Source organism: Pseudomonas sp. FBCC-B1565 (assembly GCF_059133265.1).
The window spans coordinates 6,507,746-6,533,144 of the sequence record NZ_CP101438.1 but is presented as its reverse complement, the minus strand read 5'-3'; the positions used below and the strand labels follow the sequence as shown (position 1 = coordinate 6,533,144).

Sequence of the window (25,399 nt, the reverse complement as noted above, 5' to 3'; positions counted from 1 at the left end):
TGTGCCTGATTAAACTGCTCGGGTATTGATCATTCCGAGTTGCCTGTCCATGACGTCCCTCGCTGCCCCCACCCTTGCGGCCGCAGCCAAACCCACTGCCATGACCCCGCCCGTATTCGGCCCGCGCATCATCATTGGCCTGGTCGGCGTGTTGCTGGCGGTGTTGGTCTCCGGCCTCAACGAGATGGTCACCAAAGTGGCCCTCGCGGATATCCGTGGCGCGCTGTACATCGGGTTTGACGAAGGCACCTGGCTGGTCGCGGCCTACACCGCCACTTCCGTGGCGGCCATGGCCTTTGCGCCCTGGTGTTCGGTAACGTTTTCCCTGCGCCGCTTCACCCTTTGTGCCATCGGGTTGTTCACGGTGCTCGGCATCCTGTGCCCGTTCGCGCCGAACTACGAAAGCCTGCTGGTGCTGCGCACCGTGCAAGGCCTGGCCGGCGGCGCGTTGCCGCCGATGCTGATGACTGTGGCCCTGCGTTTCCTGCCGGCCAACGTCAAGCTGTACGGCCTGGCCGGCTACGCCCTCACCGCCACCTTCGGCCCGAGCCTCGGCACACCGCTGGCGGCGCTGTGGACCGAATACGTTGGTTGGCAGTGGGCGTTCTGGCAGATCGTTGCGCCGTGCCTGCTGGCCATGGCCGCCGTGGCCTACGGCCTGCCGCAAGACCCGTTGCGCCTGGAGCGCTTCAAACAGTTCAACTGGCGCGGTCTGCTGCTGGGCTTCCCGGCGATCTGCATGCTGGTGATCGGCATTCTGCAAGGTAACCGCCTGGACTGGTTCGAGTCGGGCCTGATCACCTTCCTGCTGTGTGGCGGCGGCGTGTTGCTGGTGCTGTTCGTGCTCAACGAATGGTCGCAGCCCATACCCTTCTTCAAGCTGCAGATGCTCGGCCTGCGCAACCTTGCGTTCGCCCTGATTGTGCTGGCGGGCGTGCTGATGGTGCTGACCTCGGTGATCATCATCCCGTCGAGTTTTCTCGCCCAGGTGCAGGGTTACCGCCCACTGCAAACCGCGCCGGTGATGTTGCTGATGGCGATCCCGCAGTTGATCGCGCTGCCGTTGGTGGCGGCGTTGTGCAACCTGCGCTGGGTCGATTGCCGCTGGGTGCTGGGGATCGGCCTGGGCATGCTGGTGCTGTGCTGCGTGGGCAGTGCGCACCTGACGTCGGAATGGATTCGCGACGATTTCTACGGCCTGTACCTGCTGCAAATTTTCGGACAACCGATGGCCGTGCTGCCGCTGCTGATGCTTTCCACCGGCAGCATCCAGCCCATGGACGGGCCGTTCGCTTCGGCCTGGTTCAACACCATCAAGGGCCTGGCCGCCGTGATCGCCACGGGCGTGCTCGACACGCTGACCACCCAGCGCCTGCACTTCCACTCGACCATGCTGGTCGATCGTCTGGGCAATTCGCCCCTGGTCGACGGCGACGCGCCGGGCCTGGCGCACCGCCTGCACGAGCAGGCCGTGGTGCTGACCTCTTCGGATTTGTACTACGTCATGGCCGCGGTCGCGGTGGCGTTGATCCTGCTGATTTTCTGGATGCCCACGCGGATCTTTCCGCCACGCGCACCGACTTGATTGAAAGGACTGTTCATGAAACGCAAAGATAAAATCGCCGTCGCCGTCATCGCTGTATTTGCTGTCGGCGTGCTGGTTTACCTGGTCGCGCCGGGCGTGCTGGGCAGCAAGCGCCAGACCACCAACGACGCTTTCGTCGCCGCTGACTTCACCCTGGTAGCACCACGTGTGGCCGGCTTCATCAAGGAGGTGCTGGTGGAAGACAACCAGCGCGTCAAGGCCGGGCAATTGCTGGCGCTGATCGACGACCGCGATTTCCGCGCCGCCGCCCAGGCCGCCGATGCCGACGCTTTGGTCGCCCAGGCCCAACTGAAAAACGCCACCGCGACCCTGGAGCGCCAAAGCTCGGTGATCGCCCAGGCCCAGGCCACCGTCGCGGCGGACCGTGCCGAAATGGCTTTCGCCGAACACGAACTGAACCGCTACAACCACCTCGCCGGTGTGGGCGCCGGCACGGTGCAGAACGCCCAGCAAGCCAAGACCCGCATCGACCAGGCCACTGCGCGTCTGGCCAACGCCACGGCGGTGCTGGCGGCCGAACGCAAGCAAGTGGAAATTCTCACCGCCCAGCGCGATGCCGCCGAAGGCGGACTCAAGCGTGCCCAGGCCGCGTTGGAACTGGCCAGTTATCAGCTGTCGTACACGCGCATCGTCGCGCCGGTGGATGGCATGGTCGGCGAGCGTGCGGTACGGGTAGGCGCCTATGTGACACCGGGCAGCAAGATCCTTGCGGTCGTGCCGCTGGAGGAGGCTTATGTGGTGGCCAACTTCCAGGAAACCCAGCTCTCCCATATGCACGCCGGCCAAGCGGTGCAGGTGCGCGTCGACAGCCTCGATGGTGAGTTGCTCAACGGTCATCTTGAAAGCCTCGCGCCTGCAACCGGGGTGACCTTCGCCTCGGTCAAGCCCGATAACGCCACCGGCAACTTCACCAAAGTGGTACAGCGCATCCCGGTGAAGATCGTCCTCGAACCCAATCAGGCCCACACCGAACGCCTGCGGGTCGGTATGTCAGTGGAAGCCAGCGTCGACACCCGCCCGGTCGCGCAGCAGCGTGAGGTCGCCCAGCAATGAAGCGAGTTGCCTGGCTCACCTTGAGCCTCATCAGCCTGAGTGCCTGCACGGTCGGTCCGGATTTCCACAAGCCCCAGGGCCCGCCAGTGACGCAATGGAGCGAGCTCCAGGGGCGCCAGGGGCGCCAGGCGGCCAGCCGCGCCGTCAGTGATCCCTTGCAGGAACGCTGGTGGGATGTGTTCCACGACGAGCAGCTTTCGGCCCTCACACGCCGTGCGCTCACCGATAACCTCGACCTGAAACTGGCCAGCAGTCGCCTGCAACAAAGCCGCGCTGTACGCCAGGTGACGACCGCCGAGCGTTATCCTGAGGTCGATGCGACGGCGGCTTACCAGCGCAAACGCAACAGCGGCAAAGGCCTGAGCGACCCGTCCGGCGAGAACGGCCGTGCGGCGTTCAACCAGTGGGACGCGGGTTTTTCCGCCTCCTGGGAGCTGGACTTCTGGGGCCGGGTAAAACGCGAAACCGAAGCCGCCGACGCCACCCTGCAAGTCGCCGAAGACGACCGCCGTGCCGTGCTGCTATCGGTACTTGCCGAGACCGCCCAGGACTACATTCAACTGCGCGGCGTGCAGAATACCCGCGCTGTCACCGAGCAGAACCTTGATGTCGCGCGCCACAGCCTCAAGCTGTCGCAATTGCGCTTGGCCGACGGCGTGGCGACCGACCTGGATGTCGCCGAAGCCGCCGCCCAGGTCGCCGCCATCGAGGCGCGCTTGCCAGACCTGCAACAGCGCCAGGACCAGCTGATCAACGCCCTCAGCCTGTTGATGGGCGCGCCGCCGCAAGCGCTGCACACGCAACTGTCCAAGGACGCTGCCGTGCCGCAAACCCAGCGCCAGGTCGCGATCGGCCTGCCTTCGGAACTGGCCGAACGCCGCCCGGACATCCGCCAGGCCGAGGCCCGCCTGCACGCCGCCACCGCCAGCATCGGCGTGGCCAAGGGCGACTTCTACCCGCGCATTACCTTGTCCGGCAGCCTCGGCTCCCAGGCCATGCAACTCTCGGACTTCGGTTCCTGGAGCTCCCGCGCCTTTGCCTTCGGCCCGCAGTTCAGCCTGCCGCTGTTCAACGGCGGGCGCCTGCAAGGCATGTTGAACCTGCGCGAAGCCCAGCAACAGGAAGCGGCGCTTGCCTACCAGCAAACCGTGCTGCGCGCCTGGCATGAGATCGACGACCAGTTGACCCGCTACAACGCCAGCCAACTGCGCCGCGACAGCCTGGCCGAAGCCGTGCGCCAGAACCAGATTGCCCTGCGCACCGCGCAACAGCAGTACGTGGAAGGTGTAGTGGATTTCGTCAACGTGCTCACCGTGCAAAGCGCGCTGCTGGCGACGCAGGAGCAGTGGGTGGAAAGCTCGACCGGCGTGTCCCTGGCGATGGTTGGCTTGTATAAAGCGTTGGGTGGCGGCTGGGAATCGGTGTATCCATTGCGCACGGTGGGTGCGGGTCAGGTTACCGATTCTGCAAAAACACCACGTACCCCCGAAACCACTCGCTCCCCTGCAAATACCCCGGCGCTTCCCACTCTCCACCCTGAATCAAGCCGATCTTGAACGGCAGCCCCATCCGATTCATGCGTGGCAAGTACGCCGCGTAATCCGGGATGCTATGGCGCCCCTGGTACGTCTGCACCACCACCTCATCCACCACGCCCTTGAGTTGGGCGATGGCAGCCGGGTCGGCGTTGCTGCTCCAGTCCATCAGGCCGGTGATGCTCAGGCGCAGGTCGGCCGGCAAACGCCGGCGCAGGTCGCGCAAGAACCCGGCGTATTCGTGCAGGTATTGGGTGCGCGCATCGAAGTCGATCTGGATACCGACTACCGGGTTGCCCGCGTCGCGCCAGCGTTGCACCTGGCCGAGCAGTTGGCTGTAGACCGGCTCGGGCCAGCGCAGCGTGTGGGCGCGGTAGACGATCCAGATGTCGCCCTGGGTCAGGCGCGGCACGCTGATGCCTTGGGCTATAATCCGCACGCCGCGCTGGGGCGCGCGGCGAGTCGAGTTGATCTGGCCCTGGAGGATGTACAGGGTCTTGGCCTGCTTGAGTACCGGCTGTGGGGTGACGCCACTCCACAGCCAGAAGGCGTCATAGTCGCGGGCGTCGACGGCGCCGAAGGCCGGGCTTGCCAGTAGCAGCAAGCCGAGCCACAGGTGTCTCACCAGTAGTACTGCAGGGACTTGCCCCACTGGGTGTCGGCGAAGCCGGTTTTCAACTGACGGAACCACGCCTTGCGCACGGCCGGCTCCACATCGACGCCGCCGCAACTGTTGTAGCCCGATGGCCCATAGCAGTTGATCGCACGGAACAGCGCGTAGGCCTTGTCGTTCTTCGGCGCCTTGGCGTTGCCGATCACCTGTTTGTAGCCGTCCAGGCGCGAGAAGGTTTCACCCTTGAAGTCCGATGCGCTGCTGCCCAGGCTGCCGGCGGCGCGTGCCTGTTCCAGCGGCATGCCGTCCAGGCCGTTGCGCAGGATGAATTCGCCCAGGCAGTTGAGGCCCTGTGGGTTTTTGGCATCGGCCTGCAAGGTTGCGGCGATCTGCGCGATGCTCGGGCAGGCGTAGCCGGACTCGGCTTTGTCGCCATTCCACTGGAACAGCTTCAAGGTCTGGCTGACGCTGTAGACGTAGCCCAGGCTGGTGCCCAGTTTGTCTTCCGGGGCGCTGGCCGGCAGTTGCTTGAGGTCGTCGGCGAAGGTGGCGAACTGGCCGCGCAGCAGGTCTTTGTAGAGCAGCACGAATTGTGCGGTCTGGCGTTCCAGCGGGTCGCTGGCCTGGGCGATCTGCTGGCGCAGCAGCTCAGGGCCGGCGACGTTGCGCAGCAGGATATAACGCACCTGCTTGGCGCTGATCGGCGAGTCGGCGGCGAACACCTTGTCCAACTGGCCGCTGCGCTCGTAGTTCATCGCCAGGGCCAGCTCCAGCTGGTCGCGTTGCAACGGCAATTTCGCCAGCGGCAGCAGTTGCAGCCAGAGGGCTTCGGCGCCTTTCCAGTCCTTTTTTTCTTCCAGGGCGAGGGCGCGTAGGGTCTGTTGGCTGAAGGCGAAATAAGTCAGGTTCGACGGTACGCTTTGCGGCAACAGCTTCAAGGCGGCGTCGGGCTGATGCTCGCTGTACAGCGCATTGACCGCCAGCAGGTAGTCATACAGCTCTGGCGCATTGGCGAATGCGGCTTTTTGCTTTTCCAGGTCGGCGCGGGAGAGGGCGGGCTGGTCGCCACCGCGTATCACCATCAAGTCACTGACAAACTGGATCATCGGTGTACTGACGGTTTCGCTGTTGACCATCAGCAGCTTGAGGTCGGCTTCCTGCACCAGCTCATCCACCGACACATTGCGTTGTGTGTCAGTGGCCTGGGTCATGGCCCAGGCGTAGGCTTCGGCGAGTTTGCTGTTGTCATCCCCCAGCCAATAAACCCGCCGCAGCAGGCCACGGGCGGAGGCCACGTATTCGCCCTTTGGATAAGCCTCCAGGTAGCCGAGAAAACCTTGCTCGGCATCGTTCAAGGCCGACTTATCCACACGCGCGAGTTGCGGCATGCCGTATTCGTCGAAGGCTTCAGCCTGGGCCTGGTTCAAGGACGTGCGTGCGGTCATGTACGACGCAGCTTCCTTCAGCCAAGGCAGATTGCTGGCGCCGGCAGCGATAAAACCCCGTTCGGCGTCGCCGAAGCGGCCGCTGTAGAAATCGGCGGCGGCTTGCAGGTAGGTACGCATCAGTTGGCCATCGGCGGACTGAATCTGCTGCGCGTCCACCACCTGGCCTTCCCAGGAGCAGGCGGTCAGCAGCTGCAAACGCGCCTTCACCAGCAACTCGCGCTCGGCTGCCGGCATGTCGGCCTTGATCGCCTGGCTGATGAACGCTGTGGCGCTGTCATCGTCGTTGCTGCGGCAGCGGCTGCCTTCGCCACTCAGAAACGCTTCCCCCGCAGTTTTGTAGTCGTCGCGCTTGATACCCAGGGGCTGGAGCAGCGTGTCCAGTTCGGCAGTGCGCGAGTCGTCGGGCTTGTTGTCCGGTTCCTCGTTAGTGCTCGGAATCGGCGCCAGGCGATAGACCGCAAAGGGCACAGGACCAAAACCTTGGGACAGATCGTCTTCGCTCAACGCGTTGGGTGCCAGGGGCGCGGCGTTTTTGTCAGCCAGCAACAGGCGCAGGTTGACGCGACTGTCGTTGCCGGGGCTGAGGAAGGGCAGGTTGCTGCACGAATCGAGGCTGTCACGCGAAACCCGCCAGTCGGGGTAGCACGAGTCGTCGGAGCTGGCCTGGGCCTGTTGGGAAATACCGGCGAGCAATGCCAGTGCCAGGGGTGACAGAAAACCGATGCGCATGACGTGTCCTTGATCCTGAGTCCTTGGAGGGGCGCAATAATAGCCTGTTCCTACGGTTGCTTCGGAGAAGCCCTGCACAAATTGCTGATTTGTCCGATTCCAGCGGCGGATCTTGGGCTTTTGTCCTAGAGTGGCGGTGTTTGCGCTTGGGCAATCAGGGGAATTGAGGTGCGTCGGTCTGTGGTAGAGCAAAACGAAAAGGTCGGGACGTTACCGGCACTCAATCGCCTCACGTGGGAAGGCGCCGGCTGGATCAGCCGTCTCTGGTGGGTGCCGATCCTGGCGCTGGCCATGGCCCTGCGCTTTTACCAACTGACGGCGGCGGCGATCTGGGGCGACGAAGGCTCGAGCCTGCTGCTCAGTGAATACGCCGTGGGCGACCTGTGGTTTCACGCGGCGCACGACGTGCACCCACCGCTGTATTTTTTCCTGCTGCGCGGCTGGATCGAGCTGTTCGGCGACAGCATCTGGTCGATTCGCGGCATGAGCGCCATTCCTGGTGTGGTCGCCGTGGGCCTGGGCACCTGGCTCACCCGGCAACTCTCCACCCGGCGCGCGGCGGTGCTGGCGGGGATTCTGCTGGCGCTGTTGCCGACCGCGGTGCGTTACAGCCAGGAAGTGCGCATGTATTCGCTGCTCGGCGTGTGGCTGCTGGGCGCCACGCTGGCGCTGGTGTACTGGGTGCGCCAACCCGAGCGCACGCGCTATCTGGCGGCGTATGTCGTGTTGATGACGGCCGGTTTCTACACCCATTACTTCACCGCGCTGTGCGTGCTGGTGCACTGGGCTTACCTGGGTGTGTTGTGTGGTACGGCGCCGCAAGGCCAGCGCCTGATCACACGCCCGGCCTGGTGGGTGGCCAACGCTGCGATTGTGCTGCTGTACTTGCCGTGGCTGCCGAACCTGCTGGACCTGGTACAGCATGTCGAACAGCTCAAGGTGGGGGGCGACATCGGTTGGGAAGATCCCGTCAGCCTGTTCTCCCTGCCGTCGATGATCTGGCAGTTCGTGCTGCAGGATGAAGGCGTCGGCTTCTGGGCGCCGTTGTTCTGGCTGTTCCCGCTGCTGCTGGTGGCGGTTGTCGTCATCACGGCCTGGCGTGATCGCGAGCGCCACCGACCGGCCAGCCTGATGGTGCTGTTCTTTCTGTTGCCGCTGCTGCTGGTCTACGGCGTGTCGTTTGTTTCCCCGGTATTTATCGAGCGTTACCTGACGGTATACGCCCTGGGTTTGCCGATTCTGCTGGCGATGGCCATCGACCGTCTGCCGTCGCGGTTTGCACTGCTGGGAGCGGCGTTGTTTGCGCTGTTCGTCGGCGTCGAGCTGGTGGGATTGAAGAACAATTTCACCGTGGATGAGCACGACCAGCTCAACGTGCCGGTGGAGTTCGTCAACCGCAATTACCAGGAAGACGACCGCATCGTCCTCAGCGACATGTTGTGGTACCTGAGCTACGTGTATTACGACCAGACCGACGCCCAATTGCAGCTCTACACCCCACCCAAGCCGGATGGCACCTCAACCCGGCCGAATGCCTACGGCTTCGGCACCCTGGTGGACCAGGACGGCGGGCGCATCTACCTCGACCGCCTGTCGGCACTGCCCGCCGAAACCCGCCGCGTGTGGCTGATCAGCAGCAACGAAGCACCGGACGAATTCGCCCCGCTGCCCGAAGGCTGGCGCGAACTCAGCCGCCAGGATGGCGGAGGCGCCAGGGCGCGGTTGTTCGTGTTGTGCAACGTCCCGTCGGCGCAACCCGAGGGCTGCCGCTAGACTGGGTGAATGCTTTTCTATCAGGAGCCCGTCATGCAATCGCCCGTACATAGCTTGCCGTCACTGTTCAAACAGCTCGGGTTGCCGGATGACCCGGTGAGTATCGAGAAATTCGTGGCGGTGCATTCACCGCTCAAGCCGGATTTGAACCTGGCGGATGCGTTTTTCTGGACGGACAGCCAGAAGGCGTTTTTGCGCGAGGAAATTCTGGAGGATGCGGATTGGGCTGAGGTGGTGGATGAGTTGAATCTGATGTTGCGGGGTGGGCGAGGGGTGCAAAAAACTTAGCAGAAAGGGCAAAAGTTAAAAAAATCTGGTGAAGGTTAAAAAAATCTGAGGTTTTACCGCGTTAGTGAACTTTTTCTGACGCAAGGGCCTGGGTTTGATGGCCGGAATTCAGTACTGGCCCCCAGACCCGCTTTACTTACCCCTACCACCCACCACCCATCCGCAAAATTGTTTCAAAACTTGACGCGATAGGATCCATCCACCATATTGATAGTTAGCAAACTAACTGTATGCGAACTATCCAGTGCCTCAATCCCTCGAACAACTCCAGATGAACCTCAGCAGCAGCATGGTGGTGGGCGCCCGTAACTGGCGCAAAATCTGCCAGACCACGCTGGTGAGCTATGGCATCTCCGAAGCCTGCGCCGTGCCGTTGTTGATGATCGGCCGTCTGGGCGACGGTGTGCATCAGGTCAAAGTGGCCCAGGCCTCGGGGATGGAAAGCCCGTCGCTGGTGCGCCTGCTCGACCGGCTGTGCAGCGACGGCTATGTGTGCCGCACCGAAGACGTACACGACCGTCGCGCCAAGTCCCTCAGTCTTACCGAGCGTGGCCGCGAGTTGGTGCAAGCGGTGGAAGAGCAACTGGTGCGCCTGCGCAAGGACGTGCTGGCAGACATCGCCCACAGCGATATGGAAGCCGCGCTGCGCGTGCTGCGTGCTTTCGAGGCGGCGTCGCTTTGAACGGATTTTTTACCGGCTTCCCACCCGCCCGCGATTGGTTTTACGGGGTGCGCACCTTCGCGGCTTCGATGATTGCCTTGTACATCGCCATGCTCATGCAAATGCCGCGTCCGTACTGGGCGATGGCGACGGTGTATATCGTTTCCAGCCCGTTTGTCGGCCCGACCAGTTCCAAAGCGCTGTACCGCGCCATCGGCACCTTCATGGGCGCGGCGGCGGCGGTGCTGTTCGTACCGATGTTCGTGCAGTCGCCCTACATGCTGGTGGTGGTGATCGCCTTGTGGACGGGCACGTTGCTGTTTCTGTCGATGCACTTGCGCACGGCGAACAACTACGCGCTGATGCTTGCCGGCTACACCTTGCCGCTGATCGCCCTGCCGGTGGTGGATAACCCGCTGGCGGTTTGGGATGTCGCCGAAGCGCGCACCGAAGAAATCTTCCTCGGTATCGTGGTAGCAGCGGTGGTGGGCGCAATGTTCTGGCCGCGCCGGCTCATGCCGGTGTTCGATGGTTCGGTGGCCAAGTGGTTTGCCGATGCCCAGGTCTACAGCCAACGCTTTATCACGCGAAATGTGCAGCCTGAAGAAATCAGCACCTTGCGCGGCGGCATGGTCGCCACCTTCAACACCCTCGAATTGATGATCGGCCAGCTGCCTCACGAAGGCGCACGGCCGCAGACGGTGCGCAATACCAAGGAGCTGCGCGGGCGCATGATCCACCTGCTGCCGGTGGTGGACGCCCTCGACGACGCGCTCTATGCCATCGAACATCGCGCGCCGGAGTTCCTCGATAAAATCACGCCGCTGCTGGAAGCGACCAGCCAGTGGCTGGAGGACACCCAAGAAGCGGCGCCGATGGAACGCTGGCGCGTCCTGCGTGACCAGGTCGACGCCCTGCAACCGAGCGGCGAAGCACTCGATGATCGTCATACGCTGCTGTTCTCCAATGCGCTGTATCGTCTGGCCGAGTGGATCGACCTGTGGCAAGACTGCCGCAGCCTGCAAGCCGCCATCCAGTGCGAAAGCCAGGACACCTGGCGCGCCGTGTACCGTCACTGGCGCCTGGGCCGGCTCACGCCGTTCCTCGACCGAGGGCTGATGCTTTACTCGGCGTTTTCCACCGTCACCGCGATCATTGTCGCGTCGGTACTGTGGATCCTGCTCGGCTGGACCGACGGCGGCAGCGCGGTGATCCTGGCCGCCGTCGCCTGCAGCTTCTTTGCCTCGATGGACGACCCGGCGCCGCAGATCTACCGGTTCTTTTTCTGGACCGCCATGTCGGTGCTGTTCGCCAGCCTCTATCTGTTCCTGGTGCTGCCCAACCTGCATGATTTCCCGATGCTGGTGCTGGCCTTTGCGGTGCCGTTCATCTGCATCGGCACGCTCACCGTGCAGCCGCGCTTTTACCTGGGGATGTTGCTGACGCTGGTGAATACCTCATCGTTCATCAGTATCCAGGGCGCCTATGACGCGGACTTCCTCAACTTCGCCAACGTCAACCTGGCCGGGCCGGTGGGCCTGCTGTTCGCCTTTGTGTGGACGCTGATCGCGCGGCCTTTCGGCGCTGAGCTGGCGGCCAAGCGCCTGACCCGGTTCAGCTGGCGCGACATCGTCGGCCTCACCGAACCTGCGACCCTGGCCGAACACCGGCACATGGCCGTGCAGATGCTCGACCGTCTGATGCAACACCTGCCACGCCTGGCGCTGATCAACCAGGACACCGGCACCGCCCTGCGCGATTTGCGCGTGGCGTTGAACCTGCTCGACCTGCTGGCCTACTCGCCGCGCATCCTCGGCGTGCCACGGGTGTTGCTCAACCAAGTCGTCGAAGGCGTTGGCGGTTACTTCAAGGCGTGCCTGAAGGCCGGTGAACGCCTGCCCGCGCCCAGCGGTCTGCTGATGACCCTCGACCGCACGCGCCGCGCGCTCAACGGCCAGGGCCTGCAAGACGAAGACGACACCCGGCTGCACTTGTTGCACGCGTTGGCCGGTTTGCGCCTGGCGTTGCTGCCGGGTGTGGAGTTCATTGGCGGTACTGAGATGGAAGCGCCGCTGCCTGATGGAGCGCCTTTATGATCGGAGATCTGGATATCAGCGGGGTGTTCCTGCCCACGCTGCTGGTGCTGATGGGCATTACGTATGTGTTGTTCCTGGTGGTGCACGGGTTGTTGACCCGCCTCCACTTCTATCGCCTGGTCTGGCACCGGGCATTGTTCAATGTGGGGCTCTACGCGCTGTTGCTGGGCGCGGTGGACTCACTCAGTCGATACCTGATGACATGAAAAAACCTTTTTTGACCATCGGCCGTGTAGTCCTCACGTTGTTGATCGTAACGTTTGCGGTCGTCGTGGTGTGGCGCATGGTCATGTACTACATGTTTGCCCCCTGGACCCGTGACGGCCACATCCGTGCCGACATCGTGCAGATCGCGCCGGACGTGTCCGGGTTGATCCAGCGCGTGGACGTGCGCGACAACCAGCTGGTGACCAAGGGCCAAGTGCTGTTTGCCGTGGACCAGGACCGCTTCAAGCTGGCGCTGCGCCAAGCCCAGGCCGCCGTGGCCGACCGCCAGGAAACCCTGGCCCAGGCCCAGCGCGAGTACAAGCGTAACCGTGGCCTGGGCAACCTGGTGCCCAGCGAGCAACTGGAAGAAAGCCAGTCCCGCGTGGCCCGTGCCCAGTCGGCCCTGGCCGAAGCCCAGGTGACGGTGGATTCCGCGCAACTGAACCTCGACCGCTCGGTGATCCGCAGCCCTGTGGATGGCTACGTCAACGACCGTGCGCCGCGTACCCAGGAGTTCGTCACCGCCGGGCGCCCGGTGCTGTCGGTGGTCGACAGCAACTCGTTCCACATCGACGGCTATTTCGAAGAGACCAAGCTCGACGGTATCCACGTCGGCATGGGTGTGGACATCCGTGTGATCGGCGACAATGCCCGCCTGCATGGCCACGTGCAAAGCATCGTCGCCGGTATCGAGGACCGCGACCGCAGCAGCGGCTCCAACCTGTTGCCCAACGTCAACCCGGCGTTCAGCTGGGTGCGCCTGGCCCAGCGGATTCCGGTGCGTATCGCGTTTGACGATGTGCCGGCGGACTTCCGCATGATCGCCGGGCGTACCGCCACCGTCTCGATCATCGGCGACAAGGTCAAAGACGGAGACAAACCATGAAGCAACTGCTGGCCACCGCCGCGCTGGGGTTGCTGCTGTCGGCCTGCCAAGTGGTGGGGCCGGATTACACGCTGCCGGAAAAGTCCGCCATCAACCGGGGCGACCTGCAAGGGCAGATCGCCGGCGAGGGCAGCAATGTCGTCTCGGCCCCGGTGCCGGCCGACTGGTGGAAGCTGTACAAGGACCCGCGCCTGGATGAACTGGTGCGCCAGGCCATGGCCTCCAACACCGACTTGCGGGTGGCCGCCGCCAACCTGCAACGCGCGCGTTTCCAGACCCAGGAAGCTGAATCCGCGGGCGGCTGGAGTGCGGGCGCCAAGGCCGAGGCCCAGCGTTTGCAAGAGTCCGGTGAAGCGTTTTTGCTGACGGAAAAAGTCCCGGTGGCCAACATCGGCAGCGTGGGCATCACCACCTCGTACCAGTTCGATTTGTTCGGCGCCTTGCAGCGCGGTATCGAAAGCGCCCAGGCCAACGCGGATGCAGCTCAGGCTGCCGCCGACATCGCCCGCATCACCCTGGTGGCGGATGTGGTGCGCTCCTACACCCAGGTGTGCGCGGCCAACGAAGAGTTGGCCATCGCCAACGAGTCCCTCGACCTGCAAGCCCAGAGTACTAAGCTGACGCAGCGCCTGCGTGATGCCGGACGCGGCGATGAAACCCAGGTCACCCGCTCGCAGACCCAATACAAATCCCTGCGCGCCGACATGCCGCGCTACGAAGCGGCGCGCCAGGCCGGCTTGTTCCGCCTGTCGATGCTGCTGGCCAAGCCGGTGGACCAATTGCCGGCCGGCACCGGCACCTGCGCCGAGCTGCCGCATATCGCGCAATTGCTGCCGGTGGGCGATGGCGCAGCATTGCTCAAACGCCGCCCCGATGTGCGCCAGGCCGAACGCCAACTGGCCGCCGCCACCGCGCGTATCGGTGTGGCCACCGCTGCGCTGTACCCGGACATCAGCATCGGCGCCACCGTTGGCACCGTCGGCATACTGGATGACTTGGGCACGGCGCCCACCAACCGCTGGGGCTTCGGCCCGATGATCAGTTGGACAGTGCCGACCAACGGCGCCCGTGCGCGTATCCACGAAGCCGAAGCCGCGACCCAGGGCGCCCTGGCGCACTTCGACGGCGTAGTGCTCAATGCCATCCGCGAAACCCAGACCGGCCTTGCGCAATACACCGCGCAACTGCAACGCCGTGATGCCCTGAATGAGGCCGGCGAGTCGGCGAAGGAAGCGGCGGGGCAGACCCATCGCTTCTTCCAGGCCGGTCGCGCATCGTTCCTGGCGGATCTGCAAGCCACCCGCACCTATACCGATGTGCGCGCACAGCTGGCAGCGGCCAACACCCAGGTTGCCATGAGCCAGATCGATCTGTTCCTGGCCCTGGGCGGCGGGTGGGAAAGCGGACGAACGCAAGCGTCACAGCCCGGCAAACCCTGAGCTAAAAGCTATGCTTGGTCAGGTGGGGCGCCGTGACGCTCCACCTGACACTGCTCGCGTTTGCTCATGGGGATTCCAATAATGAAAAACCCTTATGCTCCCGCTTTCTGGTGCGTGCTCTTCGCACTGGTGCTGTTATCGGCTGCTTATTTCTACGGCGTCATGCTGGCTCACCAACTCGACAAGGCCATGGTGTTTCTCGACAGCGCCTGCCTGGTGATCGGCACCCTGTCCATCGGTGTGGTGGCCTGGGCCTCCTACCAAAATCAACGGGTGAAGCGAAAGCTCCTCGAACAGGGCAAGACCCGTGTCGCGATCTGGGACACCAAGGTCGCGCTGCGCCGGGTCGAGACCGTGTTCGACCGCTATTTCTGGGGTAGCTATTGGCAGCCGGGGCGTACCTTCCAGGAAGTCATGGGCGACCTCACCGGCACCCCCCTGGAAAAAAGCCTCGAAGTCCTGAAAAAACAGTGCGTGGCGCTCGACCGGCAAGTGGCCGACGGTCGGCATTGGCTGAATAACGCGCGGGAGCTGTCCGACGTGGCCACGCAAATGGCCCGCGAGCGCTACCAGCTGGACTTCTGCGACCCCAAGGCCGATACCCCCGGCAACGCCGTGATACACCGCGAGTTTGAGGTACTGGTGTACACCTGGACGGCGCGGTTGAAGAGTTTCGACCACCAGTTGGATGAAATTGAGTTGGAGTACTCCTGAACTACTGCTGAACTGATCCCTCTGAAAAGCTGGGCCGTTCGCGGCCCCCAGTGCTAATCTTCCCCCGTTTTCGGCGGGCTTGAGCCAACCCCCTCGGGGTTCAAGGAAGACAGCCCACTTCTCACAGGATTTGATCAGGTCACTTCATGAATAAGCCAGCAGTCGTTCTTTTGGGTTTTGTTGTCGCCGTGGGCGTCGTCAGTGCAGGCGGTGCCTGGTACACCGGCAAGCAGTTGGAGCCGGTGCTGCAAACGGCCGTGCAGGACGCCAACAAGGAACTGCAACGCTCCATGGCGGGCGTCGACGGCAGCGCCACCCTTGAGCTGGTGTCCCTGGACCGTGGCCTGTTCAGCAGCACCGCGCACTATCGCCTCAAGGGCCAGGGCTCGGTCTTCGGCGAACAGAACCCGAACCCTGAGCTGCTGATTGTCGACCATATCGAACACGGCCCGCTGCCGTTCTCGCGCCTGGTGTCGCTGAAATGGCTGCCGGTCATGGCCACCAGTCACTATGCACTGGAAAAGAACGCCACCACCGAGAAGTGGTTTGCCGCCGCCAAAGATGTGTCGCCGCTCAAAGGCGTGGCCAATATCGGCTACAGCCGTTCGGTGAACGGTAATCTCGAACTGCTGCCCCTGGAGTTCAAGGATCCGACCGGCTCGTTGAACTTCTCTGGCCTCAATCTGGATTTCGACAGCACTGCCGAAGGCAAGAAGGTCAAGGTTGATGGCTACATGAACAGCCTCAAGCTGGCCGTTGTCGACGCCAACGGCGCGCCATTCGACGCTGAACTGGCCGGCCTGACCGTGGCCAGCAACCTGGAGAAATCCACCTTCGGCTTCTACACCGGGCAGAACACCATCGAGCTGAGCGACGCCAAAGTCACGTTCGGCCCGCAGAAAGCCGTGCTGACCCTCAAGGGCTTCGAGCAGAAAGACTCCAGCGAAGTCAAAGACAACAACATGGCCGGCCGCGTCGATTACAAGATCGACGAGATCGGCTATCAGGGCAAACCGGTCGGCTCTGCCGCCATGGCCCTGAGCCTGAAGAACATCGATGTGCCATCGGGCCTGGTGTTGACCAAGTTGTACCAGGACAAGATGCAGCCGGTGCAAGCCGCCGCCGCTGCCGGTCAACCAGTGCCGGAGCTGCAATTGACCGAAGCCGAGCAGGCCCTGGCCGAAGCCAACGTCAACCAGTTGCTGGCTGCCAAGCCCCACCTGGCGCTGGAAAACCTGTCGCTGAAAACCACCCACGGTGAGAGCAAATTCAACCTGGTGCTGGACCTGGCCAAGCCGACTTCCATGGAACTGCCGCCGGTTGAGCTGGGCAAGCAAATGGTTTCGCTGCTGGATGCCAACCTGACCTTGTCCAAGCCGATGATCGCCGACGTTGCCGCCCTGCAAGCGCAGGTTGGCGGTGTGACCGACCCTAAAGCCATCGAGCAGCAATCCCAGATGGCCAGCGAGATGGTCAGCGGCATGGCCGTGGGTACGCAGCTGGCAACCCTGGTGGGCAGCGACGTAGTGTCCAAGCTGCACTACGCCAACAATGAAGTGACCTTCAACGGCCAGAAGATGACCGTCGAGCAGTTCATCAGCTTCGTCATGTCCAAAGTCGGTGCGGTTGGCGGCGCACAGTAAAGATTTCGCCATCGCCCTGAAATAAAAAATGGGGGAGCGGGGTTACCCGCGATAAGGGTCAAACCGTCGACACTCATGTCGGCTGGTAACTCTCTATCGCAGGTAACTCCGCTCCCCCATTCGTATTTAAGGCTTGTAGAGCAATTCTGAACAATTGTTCTGAATTGCCCTTTTTCGTATAGGCGTCGGGGATAGTTCCTACAGGAAAGCTAGGTCGGGTCACGAGACGCCGACACCCTGATGCAAATTGCTCAGGACCACCTATCGTTACAGCTTTCCGTGTGTAAGGAAGCTCACGATATGCTGCGAACACTCCCACTCAGTGCCTCAGGCCGTTTGCGGCTGCTCATCGGGGTAACCTTGTGCAGCCAGTTGCTGATGCCCACTTTCGCCTTGGCCGACCCGGCCTACGACGCCCTGATCATCCAGGCGCGCAATGGTAACTTCACCCCCGCCCTGACCCAATTGCGCCAATTGCCAGCCGAGCGCCAGACGCCAGGCCAGATCAGCGACCACCTGGTGATCGCTGGTTGGGCCGGCCAGGATGCCGAAGTGCTGAAGGTGTACGAGGCGCAGGGCCAGAATCGCAACCTGACCGCCCAGGCGCTGGCCACGGTTGCGCGCACGTATCGCAATCAGAAGCAGTGGGCGCAGGCCGAAGCGGTCTATCGCAAGGCGCTGTTGCGTGAGCCGAATAATATCGATCTGCAACTGGGCCTGGCCCTCACCGAGGCTGACGGTGGCAAGGCCAGCGAAGCGGTGCAGCGCACCCGCGCACTGGTGGCCGCCAAGCCCGACGATCCCAACCGCCGCATGGCGCTGGGCTACGCCCTGACCCGTGCAGGCTTGCAGTACGACGCCTTGTTTGAATTCGACCAGGCCTTTATCCGTGCCGGCGACAAACCGGAGGTCGCCCGCGAATACGTGGTCGCCCTGCAAAAGGCCCGTCTGCCGCAACCGGCGTTGCGCCTGTCGGCCCAGCGTCCGGGGCTGGTCGATCCGGTGACCCAGCGTCGCCTCGAAGGTGACCTGGCCGCAGAGCGCGTGCGCATCGCCGAGTTCGCCACCCGTACCGAAAAAGAACGCTATGTCATCGCCGACCGTGCGCTCCAGGACTACGACAAGCTCCTCGCCCGCTGGACCCCGGACGCCACCGCCCATGACGACGTGGTGATCTGGCGCATCGACCGCCTGGGCGCGCTCAAGGCACGGGCGCGTACCGCTGAGGTGATCCGCGAGTACGAGACCCTCCAGGCTGAAGGTGTGCGGTTGCCCACCTACGCCAAGCGTTGGGTGGCCGCGTCCTACCTCGACCAGCGTCTGCCGGAAAAGGCTGCACCGTTGTACCGCGAGGCGCTGGACGCACCCGATGCGGACGTGGGCGACCGTGTTGAAGACACCACCGCGCTGTTCTACGCCTTGCTCGAAAACGACCAGGTGGATGAAGCACGTGCGGTCGCCAAGCATTTGGCCGACACCCAGAAACCCCGGGTTGAACTCAAGGGGCTGCCGATTGGCAACCCGAACGATGAGTGGATGGACGCCCAACAATTGTCCGCGCAGGCCGGCACCTACGGCGCCGACCTGCCCTCCAGCGAAAAAGCCTTGGACGACCTGGTGAGCAAGGCCCCAGGCAGCATAGGCCTGCGCCTGGCGCAAGCGGAAATGTACCGCGCCCGTGACTGGCCTCGACGCGCCGAACGCTCGCTCAAGGAAACAGAGGCCCAGGCCCCACGCGACATTGGCCTGGAGGTGAGTCAGGCCTACACCGCCCTGGACCTGCAGGAATGGCGTCAACTCGACATCCTCACCGACGACGTAGTCGCCCGTAACCCCGACAACCGCCAGGTGCAGCGCCTGCAACGCCTGCGCGAGGTGCATGACATGGCCGAGCTGCGGGTCGAGGCCTACACCGGTAAAAGCTTCGGTGGTGGCAGCAACGGCGATGCCGGTGCTGTCTCGGGTAGCCGTGACTGGGGCATTGAAAGCCGGCTCTACACGCCGCCCATCGATGAAGACTGGCGCCTGTTCGCCGGCGCCGGCTATGCCCGCGCCACGTTCGAAGAGGGCACCGGGCAGCATCGTTGGCAGGTGGTCGGTGTCGAGCGGCGGACCCGCGACATGACCATTGAAGCCGAGGTTTCCAACCATTCCTACGGTGATGGCTCAAAACAAGGCGCCGCCGTGTCGATTGCCCGCGACATCAACGACAACTGGCAATACGGCGGCAGCCTGGGCTACCTGCTGTCCACCACCCCATTGCGGGCGCTGAATGACGGAATTACGGCCAACGGCGGCAGCGGTTTCATCCGCTGGCGCGCCAACGAAAGTCGCGAGTGGAAACTGACCCTCAGCCCGTCCCATTTCAGCGACGGCAACGACCGCTTCGAAGCCTTGCTCAGTGGCCGCGAAGGCCTCTACAGCTCGCCGAAAGTGCAAGTGGACCTGGGCCTGGAAGTCGGCGCCAGCCGCAACAGCAAGGAAGACACGATCTACTTCAACCCGAAGTCGGACTTCACCGTGTTGCCGGTCCTCAACATCAACCACGTGCTCTATCACCGCTACGAGACCCAGTGGAGTCAGCAGTTCCAGGTCGGTGCGGGTACCTACAGCCAGCGGGACTATTCCACCGGTGGCATCGGTCTGGTGGGCTACGGCCAACGCTTTCGCTGGAACGATGTACTGGAAGCCGGCGCCAACCTGAGCCTGGTCAGCCGACCATACGACGGTGATCGCGAACGCGATCTGCGTCTGCTCGTCGACCTCACTTACCGTTTCTAGAAGAGCCTGACCATGACCGTCTTCAGCCGTTGCCTGTTGATCCTGGGTGTAATGCTGGCCAGTGCCTGCGCCCAGCAACCCGCGCCTTTCACTCCACCCGCCGAGCGGCCGACTCCGGCCAACGAAGCGCCGTGGCCGAAAAACCATTTCCTGGGCATCGCCTACCACGACATCGAGGATCGCGACCCCGATCAGGCGGTGGTGGCGGTGCGTACCGAGCGTTTGATCGAGCAGCTGGCGTGGCTGCGCGAGAACGGCTACCAGGCGGTCAGCGTCGACCAGATCCTGGCGGCCCGCAACGGTGGGCCGGCGTTGCCGCCCAAAGCCATCATGCTCAGCTTCGATGACGGCTACTCCAGTTTCTACACCCGTGTGATGCCGGTGCTGCGCGCCTATCGCTGGCCGGCGCTGCTGGCGCCGGTGGGCTACTGGATCGATACACCGATGAACCAGCCGGTGGACTTCGCCGGCCAGCCACGGCCACGTGGCGAGTTCCTCACCTGGCAGCAGATCCGCGAAGTGTCGCAGTCGGGCCTGGTGGAAATCGCCGCGCACACCGACAACAACCACAAAGGCATCCTGGCCAACCCCCAGGGCAACCTGGAGCCGGCGGCAACCTCGCTGCGCTTTGACCCAGCCACCGGCAGCTATGAAAGCCAGGCGCAGTTCGATGCGCGCATGCGGGCCGACGTCGTAGCCATCTCCAACAAGATCCAGAACGTCACCGGCAAGAAACCGCGCGTGTGGGTATGGCCGTACGGTGCTGCCAAGGGCACCTCGCTGGCGATCATTGGCGAGCAGGGCTACCAGATGGCCCTGACCCTGGAAGATGGTCTCGACAGCTCTGCCGACTTGATGAACAGCCCGCGCTTCCTGGTGGCTTCCGACCCGGATGGCGAACACTTCGCCAACAGCATCGTCGCGGCGCAAACCAAGGCACCGATGCGCGTGTTGCACGTGGACCTGGATAACGTCTACGACCCGGACCCGGCCCAACAGGCACGCAACCTCGACCAGCTCGTACAGCGGGTGGTGGACATGGGCGCGGGCACCGTGTTCCTGCAAGCCTTCGCCGATCCCAAGGGCGACGGCCTGGTGCATGAACTGTACTTCCCCAACCGTCATCTGCCGGTACGTGCCGACCTGTTCAACCGCGTCTCCTGGCAGTTGCACACCCGGGCTCATGCTGCGGTGTATGCGTGGATGCCGGTGCTCAGCTTTGCCCTCGACCCCAAGCTGCCACGCGTGACGCGTTGGGACCCGAAAACCGGCCAGGTTGGCCTCGACCCGGACCAATACAAACGCCTGTCGCCGTTTGACCCGCAGGTGCGCAAGATCATCGGTGAGATCTACGAAGACCTGGCGCGCAACAACGCCATCGACGGCGTGCTGTACCACGACGATGCGGTGTTCAATGATTTCGAAGATGCCAGCCCTGCCGCGCTCAAGGCCTATGTCGCCGCCGGCCTGCCGGGCACGATCCAGGCCTTGCGTGCCGACCCTGCGGTGATGCAACGCTGGACGCGCTTCAAGAGCCGCTACCTGATCGACTTCACCAAGGAGCTGACCGCCAAGGTCCGCGCCATTGGTGGGCCGCAGTTGCTGACGGCGCGCAATATCTTCGCCGAGCCGATGCTCAACCCAGGCAGCGAAGCCTGGTTCGCGCAGAACCTCGATGACTTCCTCCAGACCTACGACTGGACCGCGCCCATGGCCATGCCACTGATGGAAGGCCAGGAATACAAGACCTCCAACGCCTGGCTGGAGAAGCTGGTGGCGACGGTCAAGGCACGCCCTGGCGCGCTGGAGCGCACCGTATTCGAACTGCAAGCCAAAGACTGGCGCACCAAGGCCGCACCGGACATCGACAGCCAACAGATGGCTGAATGGATGGGTGTGCTCAAGCGCCAGGGTGTCACCAGTTTTGGCTACTACCCGGACAACTTCCTGGAAAACTCCCCGGACCTGAAGACTGTGCGTCCGGCCCTTTCCAACCAATGGAACCCTTGACCATGTTCGATAGAATCCTGGCTTTATTCGTGCTGGCATTGGTATTGGGTGTGCCCCTGGGCCTGATCTTCCTGGTCACCGGGCAGTTCCTGATGGACTTTGTGTTTTTCTACCCGCTGTTCATGTCGGCGTTGTGGATCGCCGGCGGCCTGTACTTCTGGCTGCACTGGGAGCGCCACTGGCCCTGGGAAGAGGACACCCCGGCGCCAACGCTGGCCGGCAACCCGCTGATCTCGATCATCATCCCTTGCTACAACGAAGGCGATAACGCCGCCGATACCATTCATGCGGCGCTGGGTCAGCTGTACCCGAACATCGAAGTGATCGCGGTGAATGACGGCTCCAAGGACAACACCGCCGCCGTACTTGATGCCCTGGCATTGGAGAACCCGCGCCTGCGCGTGCTGCATCTGGCGCAGAACCAGGGCAAGGCCGTGGCCCTGCGCATGGGCGCCGTGGCGGCGCGCAGCGAATACCTGGTGTGCATCGATGGCGACGCGTTGCTCGACAAAAACGCCGCGGCCTATATGGTCGCGCCGATGCTCGACAACCCGCGTCTGGGCGCCGTCACCGGCAACCCACGCATCCGCACGCGTTCGACGCTGATCGGTCGAGTGCAAGTCGGCGAGTTCTCCTCGATCATCGGCTTGATCAAGCGTACGCAGCGGGTGTTCGGCCGGATCTTCACGGTGTCGGGTGTGGTGGTAGCGTTCCGTAAAAAGGCGCTGGACCGCATCGACTACTGGAGCACCGACATGATCACCGAGGACATCGATGTCAGTTGGAAGCTGCAGCTCGATCACTGGAGCATCTTCTACGAGCCTCGCGCGCTGTGCTGGATCCTGATGCCCGAAACCGTCGGCGGCCTGTGGAAGCAGCGCCTGCGTTGGGCCCAGGGCGGTGCCGAAGTGCTGTTCAAGAACATCCGTGGCATCTGGCAATGGCGCCATCGCTACCTGTGGCCGCTGTTGTTCGAGTACTGCCTCTCCACTGGTTGGGCGTTTACCTTCCTGTTGTCGGTGATCTTCTACGTGCTCGGCAAATTCATGGTGCTGCCACCGGCCATTACCGTGGACTCGCTGGTCCCGCCGGCGTTTACCGGGCTGGTGCTGGCGATGGTGTGCCTGGTGCAGTTCGCGGTGAGCATCATGATCGACCGCCGCTACGAGAAAGACCTGTGGAAAACCCTGTTCTGGACCGTGTGGTACCCGATGGTGTTCTGGCTGGTGAGCCTGTTCACCACCCTGGTCAGTTTCCCCAAGGTGCTGTTCAATCAACATCAGAAGCGTGCGCGCTGGGTCAGCCCTGATCGCGGCATCAAACCTACCGAAGAGGAGGCGTGATCATGAAACTGGTCAGAACCCGCCAGCGTTTGGTGATGTGGATTATTGATGTGGTGTTGACCCTGATGGCCTGGGCCGGGTTGATCTGGCTGCTGGCGCGCGGGATCACCTCGATGCTGGAGACTCACGGCGGGCCGCGCATTGAGGCGCCGATCTTTGCCGCGCTCAACACCTTGCAGGTGTACCTGTGGATTGCATTGTTCAACGCCGTGATCCTGGTCACTTGGGCGCGCTACCAGCAACGCAAGGGGCGCAAGTTTGCCCAGCGCCGTGCCGAGGGCAACGCCCTCAGTGACAAGCGCCTGAGCGAGAGCTTCAGCCTCGGTGAAGGGGACCTGGAGCAGTTGCGCCGACCTGGGGTGTTGGTGATCCAGAATGACGACGAGGGCGGTGTGGCGGGTGTGAAGTCCCATGTCTCCCGCGATGTGGAAAAACCGGGGCTGACCCTGGTGCCCGGCAAGGACCAGAACAAAGACGCCAGCTGAGCCAGTGCGCTGTAAGGTCGTTCCCATGCAACGTGGGAACGACCTCGGTTAATCCCGACAAGTGGGATCCAATTCACAAAACGCCCGCGAACTTTTCTGCTTTTTCCGGTACTAACTTATCTCGGCAAGAACTTGATGGCCAATTAATGGCAATTTATAAGTTCTCCGATGAATCGCGATCAATAGTGCTGCCGCTGGTCGGAATAATACTTCCGATGACAAGCCGCTTATCTATCTGATTAAATTTAGTTGTTATTAATCAACAGCTTGCGTGAATAACTAGTACGAATGTGCAACTAGCTCGTTGTTTTGAGTGGGTGCAAGTTCGATGTTAGTTTGCCGGCCCTTGATTTTCGACGGATCGAACATGTCTTTGTTATTGCCACGGACTCGGTACTTTCTGTGCACTTTCCTGCTTGCTTATTTGAGCCTGAACAGCGCCTCGGCCGCCCCTACGCCAGGGGATCAGGACCTGATCCGCGACCGCCAGAACCGTCTTCTGGAAGAGCAGCGTCGGCGCCTGGAAGAACTCCAGGACCTGCCTGGCAAAGAAGCCAAGCCCCAGGCTCCGGCCACGCCGGTCGACACCCGCTGCTTCCCGATCAAAGACATCGAACTCAAGGGCGCCGACAGCCTGTCCGGCGCCGACCGCACGCGTCTGCTCAAGCCCTATATCGGCCAGTGCCTGGGCGTGGCGCAGCTCAATGAGCTGCTCAAGGTGATCACCGACTACTACATCGCCAAAGGCCGCGTCACCAGCCGTGCCTACCTGCCGCAACAGGACCTTTCCAGCGGCCATTTGCAAGTGCTGGTGGTCGAAGGCAAGCTCGAAGGCTTGAAAGGCGCCCAAGGCAGTACCGTCACCGACCGCGAGTTGGCCATGGCCTTTCCTGGCAAGGTCGGCGAGGCGCTGAACCTGCGGGAGGTCGAGCAACTGGTCGACCAGCTCAGCCGCTTGCCGTCCAGGCAGGCGCAGATGGAACTGACCCCCGGCAGCCAGATCGGCGGCAGCGATGTGCTGGTCAAGAACACCCCGCAAAAGCCCTGGCGCGCCAGCCTGTCGCGCAACAACGACGGGCAGAAAAGTACCGGCGAACAGCAATGGGGCGCAGGCCTGGAATGGGACAGTCCCCTGGGCCTGGCCGATCAACTGATCCTGCGCGGTGGTCACGACGCCATCAGCGACCACCAGAAAACCTCGAAAAACAGCATGCTGTATTACAACGTGCCGTGGGGCTGGTGGAACTTCAGTTACACCTACAGCGAGAGCGACTACCGCACGCCGGGCGACCTTGACGGCTACAAGTACAAGCAGACAGGCGACAGCCAGAACCACCAGCTGCGTGCCGAGCGCGTGGTGCATCGCGATGACGTGAGCAAGACCTCGGTCAATGTCGGCCTGACCCATCTGCGCACCAACAACTACTTCAACGACGAGCGCCTGGACGTCAGCAGCAACCGCCTCAGCGAGTTCCAGGTGGGCATCAACCATGGACGCCGCATCGGCAGCGCCTTCGTCAACCTGGATGTCGGCATGCAAAACGGTACCGGCGCCTTTGACGCCCAGAAGGATGACCAGGAACGTATCCGCGGCAACCTCACCCCAACCCCGCGCTACCGCAAATACACCGCCACAGTGAGCTACCTGCAACCTTTCACGCTGTGGGGCGAATCGTTGAGTTTTTCCAGCCTGGCCACCGGGCAGCGCAGTGAAGACGTGTTGTACCCGGCGCAACGCATGAGCCTCGGCGGCTCGTATTCGGTGCGCGGGTTCAAGGACCAGCAACTGACCGGCGACAGCGGCGGCTACTGGCGCAACGAAGTGCGCTGGGCCCGCCCGGTGACCCTCGACTGGATGCGCCCGGCCTTTGTCGAATACGGCGCCAGCGTCGGTTACGACCAAGGCGTGATTCGCCACGATCGCTACAACGATGACCAGCACGGCCGGGTGTCGAGTAACTCCCTCGAGCTGTTCGCTCGCGGCAAAAACGTCAGCACCAGCGTGACCTTTGCCCACTCCCTGGAGCGACCTGGCGTGATGACCGAGCGCGAAGCGCCGATCTATTTCCGCCTGGATTTCTACCTGTAA

General features: G+C 62.9%; 19 protein-coding genes. 17 read left to right on the top strand and 2 right to left on the bottom strand.

The features are described from left to right. Positions 1–49: 49 nt before the first annotated feature. The 3 genes from NL123_RS30045 to NL123_RS30035 are packed head-to-tail and all read left to right on the top strand — an operon-like array spanning position 50 to position 4,215. Positions 50–1,585 (top strand): MFS transporter, encoded by a 1,536-nt coding sequence (locus NL123_RS30045; RefSeq protein WP_494356938.1) that lies wholly within the window; start codon positions 50–52, stop codon positions 1,583–1,585. A gap of 15 nt (positions 1,586–1,600) precedes the next feature. Further along, positions 1,601–2,659: an HlyD family secretion protein gene (locus tag NL123_RS30040; protein WP_494356937.1), complete on the top strand. Its 1,059-nt coding sequence runs from the start codon at positions 1,601–1,603 to the stop codon at positions 2,657–2,659. Next, positions 2,656–4,215 (top strand): efflux transporter outer membrane subunit, encoded by a 1,560-nt coding sequence (locus tag NL123_RS30035; RefSeq protein WP_494356936.1) that lies wholly within the window; start codon positions 2,656–2,658, stop codon positions 4,213–4,215. Before NL123_RS30040 ends, NL123_RS30035 begins: the two co-directional genes overlap by 4 nt. Here the strand turns inward: NL123_RS30035 and NL123_RS30030 are convergent. Further along, on the bottom strand, positions 4,115–4,819 hold the full coding sequence (locus tag NL123_RS30030) for a DUF3142 domain-containing protein (RefSeq protein WP_248485605.1): 705 nt from the start codon (positions 4,817–4,819) through the stop codon (positions 4,115–4,117). The genes NL123_RS30035 and NL123_RS30030 overlap by 101 nt on opposite strands. Then, the gene (locus tag NL123_RS30025) at positions 4,816–6,984 is read right to left on the bottom strand and encodes a PA5441 family protein (RefSeq protein ID WP_494356935.1); all 2,169 of its coding nucleotides are present in this window, start codon (positions 6,982–6,984) and stop codon (positions 4,816–4,818) included. The genes NL123_RS30030 and NL123_RS30025 overlap by 4 nt, the downstream gene beginning before the upstream one ends. A gap of 168 nt (positions 6,985–7,152) precedes the next feature. Between NL123_RS30025 and NL123_RS30020 the strand changes: the two genes are divergently transcribed. From NL123_RS30020 to NL123_RS29955, 14 genes are all read left to right on the top strand, one after another. Further along, positions 7,153–8,757, top strand: coding sequence for a glycosyltransferase family 39 protein (locus NL123_RS30020; RefSeq protein ID WP_494356934.1), 1,605 nt, complete (start codon positions 7,153–7,155; stop codon positions 8,755–8,757). Positions 8,758–8,790: 33 nt separating this feature from the next. Continuing rightward, a complete protein-coding gene (locus NL123_RS30015; protein WP_494356933.1) occupies positions 8,791–9,045 on the top strand; it encodes a DUF2789 domain-containing protein in 255 nt (84 codons plus the stop codon). A 271-nt stretch (positions 9,046–9,316) separates the two neighbouring features. After that, a complete protein-coding gene (locus NL123_RS30010) occupies positions 9,317–9,727 on the top strand; it encodes a MarR family winged helix-turn-helix transcriptional regulator (protein ID WP_248485609.1) in 411 nt (136 codons plus the stop codon). After that, a complete protein-coding gene (locus NL123_RS30005; protein WP_248485610.1) occupies positions 9,724–11,802 on the top strand; it encodes an FUSC family protein in 2,079 nt (692 codons plus the stop codon). Before NL123_RS30010 ends, NL123_RS30005 begins: the two co-directional genes overlap by 4 nt. Beyond that, complete coding sequence (locus tag NL123_RS30000; RefSeq protein WP_010214247.1) at positions 11,799–12,008, top strand: DUF1656 domain-containing protein; 210 nt, start codon at positions 11,799–11,801, stop codon at positions 12,006–12,008. The genes NL123_RS30005 and NL123_RS30000 overlap by 4 nt, the downstream gene beginning before the upstream one ends. Continuing rightward, positions 12,005–12,895 (top strand): efflux RND transporter periplasmic adaptor subunit, encoded by an 891-nt coding sequence (locus NL123_RS29995; protein ID WP_010214245.1) that lies wholly within the window; start codon positions 12,005–12,007, stop codon positions 12,893–12,895. Before NL123_RS30000 ends, NL123_RS29995 begins: the two co-directional genes overlap by 4 nt. Then, a complete protein-coding gene (locus tag NL123_RS29990; RefSeq protein ID WP_494356932.1) occupies positions 12,892–14,334 on the top strand; it encodes an efflux transporter outer membrane subunit in 1,443 nt (480 codons plus the stop codon). Before NL123_RS29995 ends, NL123_RS29990 begins: the two co-directional genes overlap by 4 nt. 81 nt (positions 14,335–14,415) lie before the next feature. Next, positions 14,416–15,048 carry a hypothetical protein gene (locus NL123_RS29985; protein ID WP_058425806.1) on the top strand — a complete coding sequence of 211 codons (633 nt, stop codon included), beginning with the start codon at positions 14,416–14,418 and terminating at the stop codon, positions 15,046–15,048. A 146-nt stretch (positions 15,049–15,194) separates the two neighbouring features. Next, positions 15,195–16,691, top strand: a complete 1,497-nt coding sequence (locus NL123_RS29980) for a YdgA family protein (protein WP_494356931.1) — start codon at positions 15,195–15,197, stop codon at positions 16,689–16,691. A 300-nt stretch (positions 16,692–16,991) separates the two neighbouring features. Then, positions 16,992–19,472: a poly-beta-1,6 N-acetyl-D-glucosamine export porin PgaA gene (gene pgaA, locus NL123_RS29975; RefSeq protein WP_248485613.1), complete on the top strand. Its 2,481-nt coding sequence runs from the start codon at positions 16,992–16,994 to the stop codon at positions 19,470–19,472. Positions 19,473–19,484: 12 nt separating this feature from the next. Beyond that, complete coding sequence (gene pgaB, locus NL123_RS29970) at positions 19,485–21,482, top strand: poly-beta-1,6-N-acetyl-D-glucosamine N-deacetylase PgaB (RefSeq protein ID WP_494356930.1); 1,998 nt, start codon at positions 19,485–19,487, stop codon at positions 21,480–21,482. A gap of 2 nt (positions 21,483–21,484) precedes the next feature. Continuing rightward, positions 21,485–22,825 (top strand): poly-beta-1,6-N-acetyl-D-glucosamine synthase, encoded by a 1,341-nt coding sequence (gene pgaC, locus NL123_RS29965; protein ID WP_071493227.1) that lies wholly within the window; start codon positions 21,485–21,487, stop codon positions 22,823–22,825. A gap of 2 nt (positions 22,826–22,827) precedes the next feature. Further along, entirely contained in the window at positions 22,828–23,310 is a 483-nt protein-coding gene (pgaD, locus tag NL123_RS29960; RefSeq protein ID WP_494356929.1) for a poly-beta-1,6-N-acetyl-D-glucosamine biosynthesis protein PgaD, read from the top strand. Positions 23,311–23,677: 367 nt separating this feature from the next. Next, positions 23,678–25,399, top strand: coding sequence for a ShlB/FhaC/HecB family hemolysin secretion/activation protein (locus NL123_RS29955; RefSeq protein WP_494356928.1), 1,722 nt, complete (start codon positions 23,678–23,680; stop codon positions 25,397–25,399).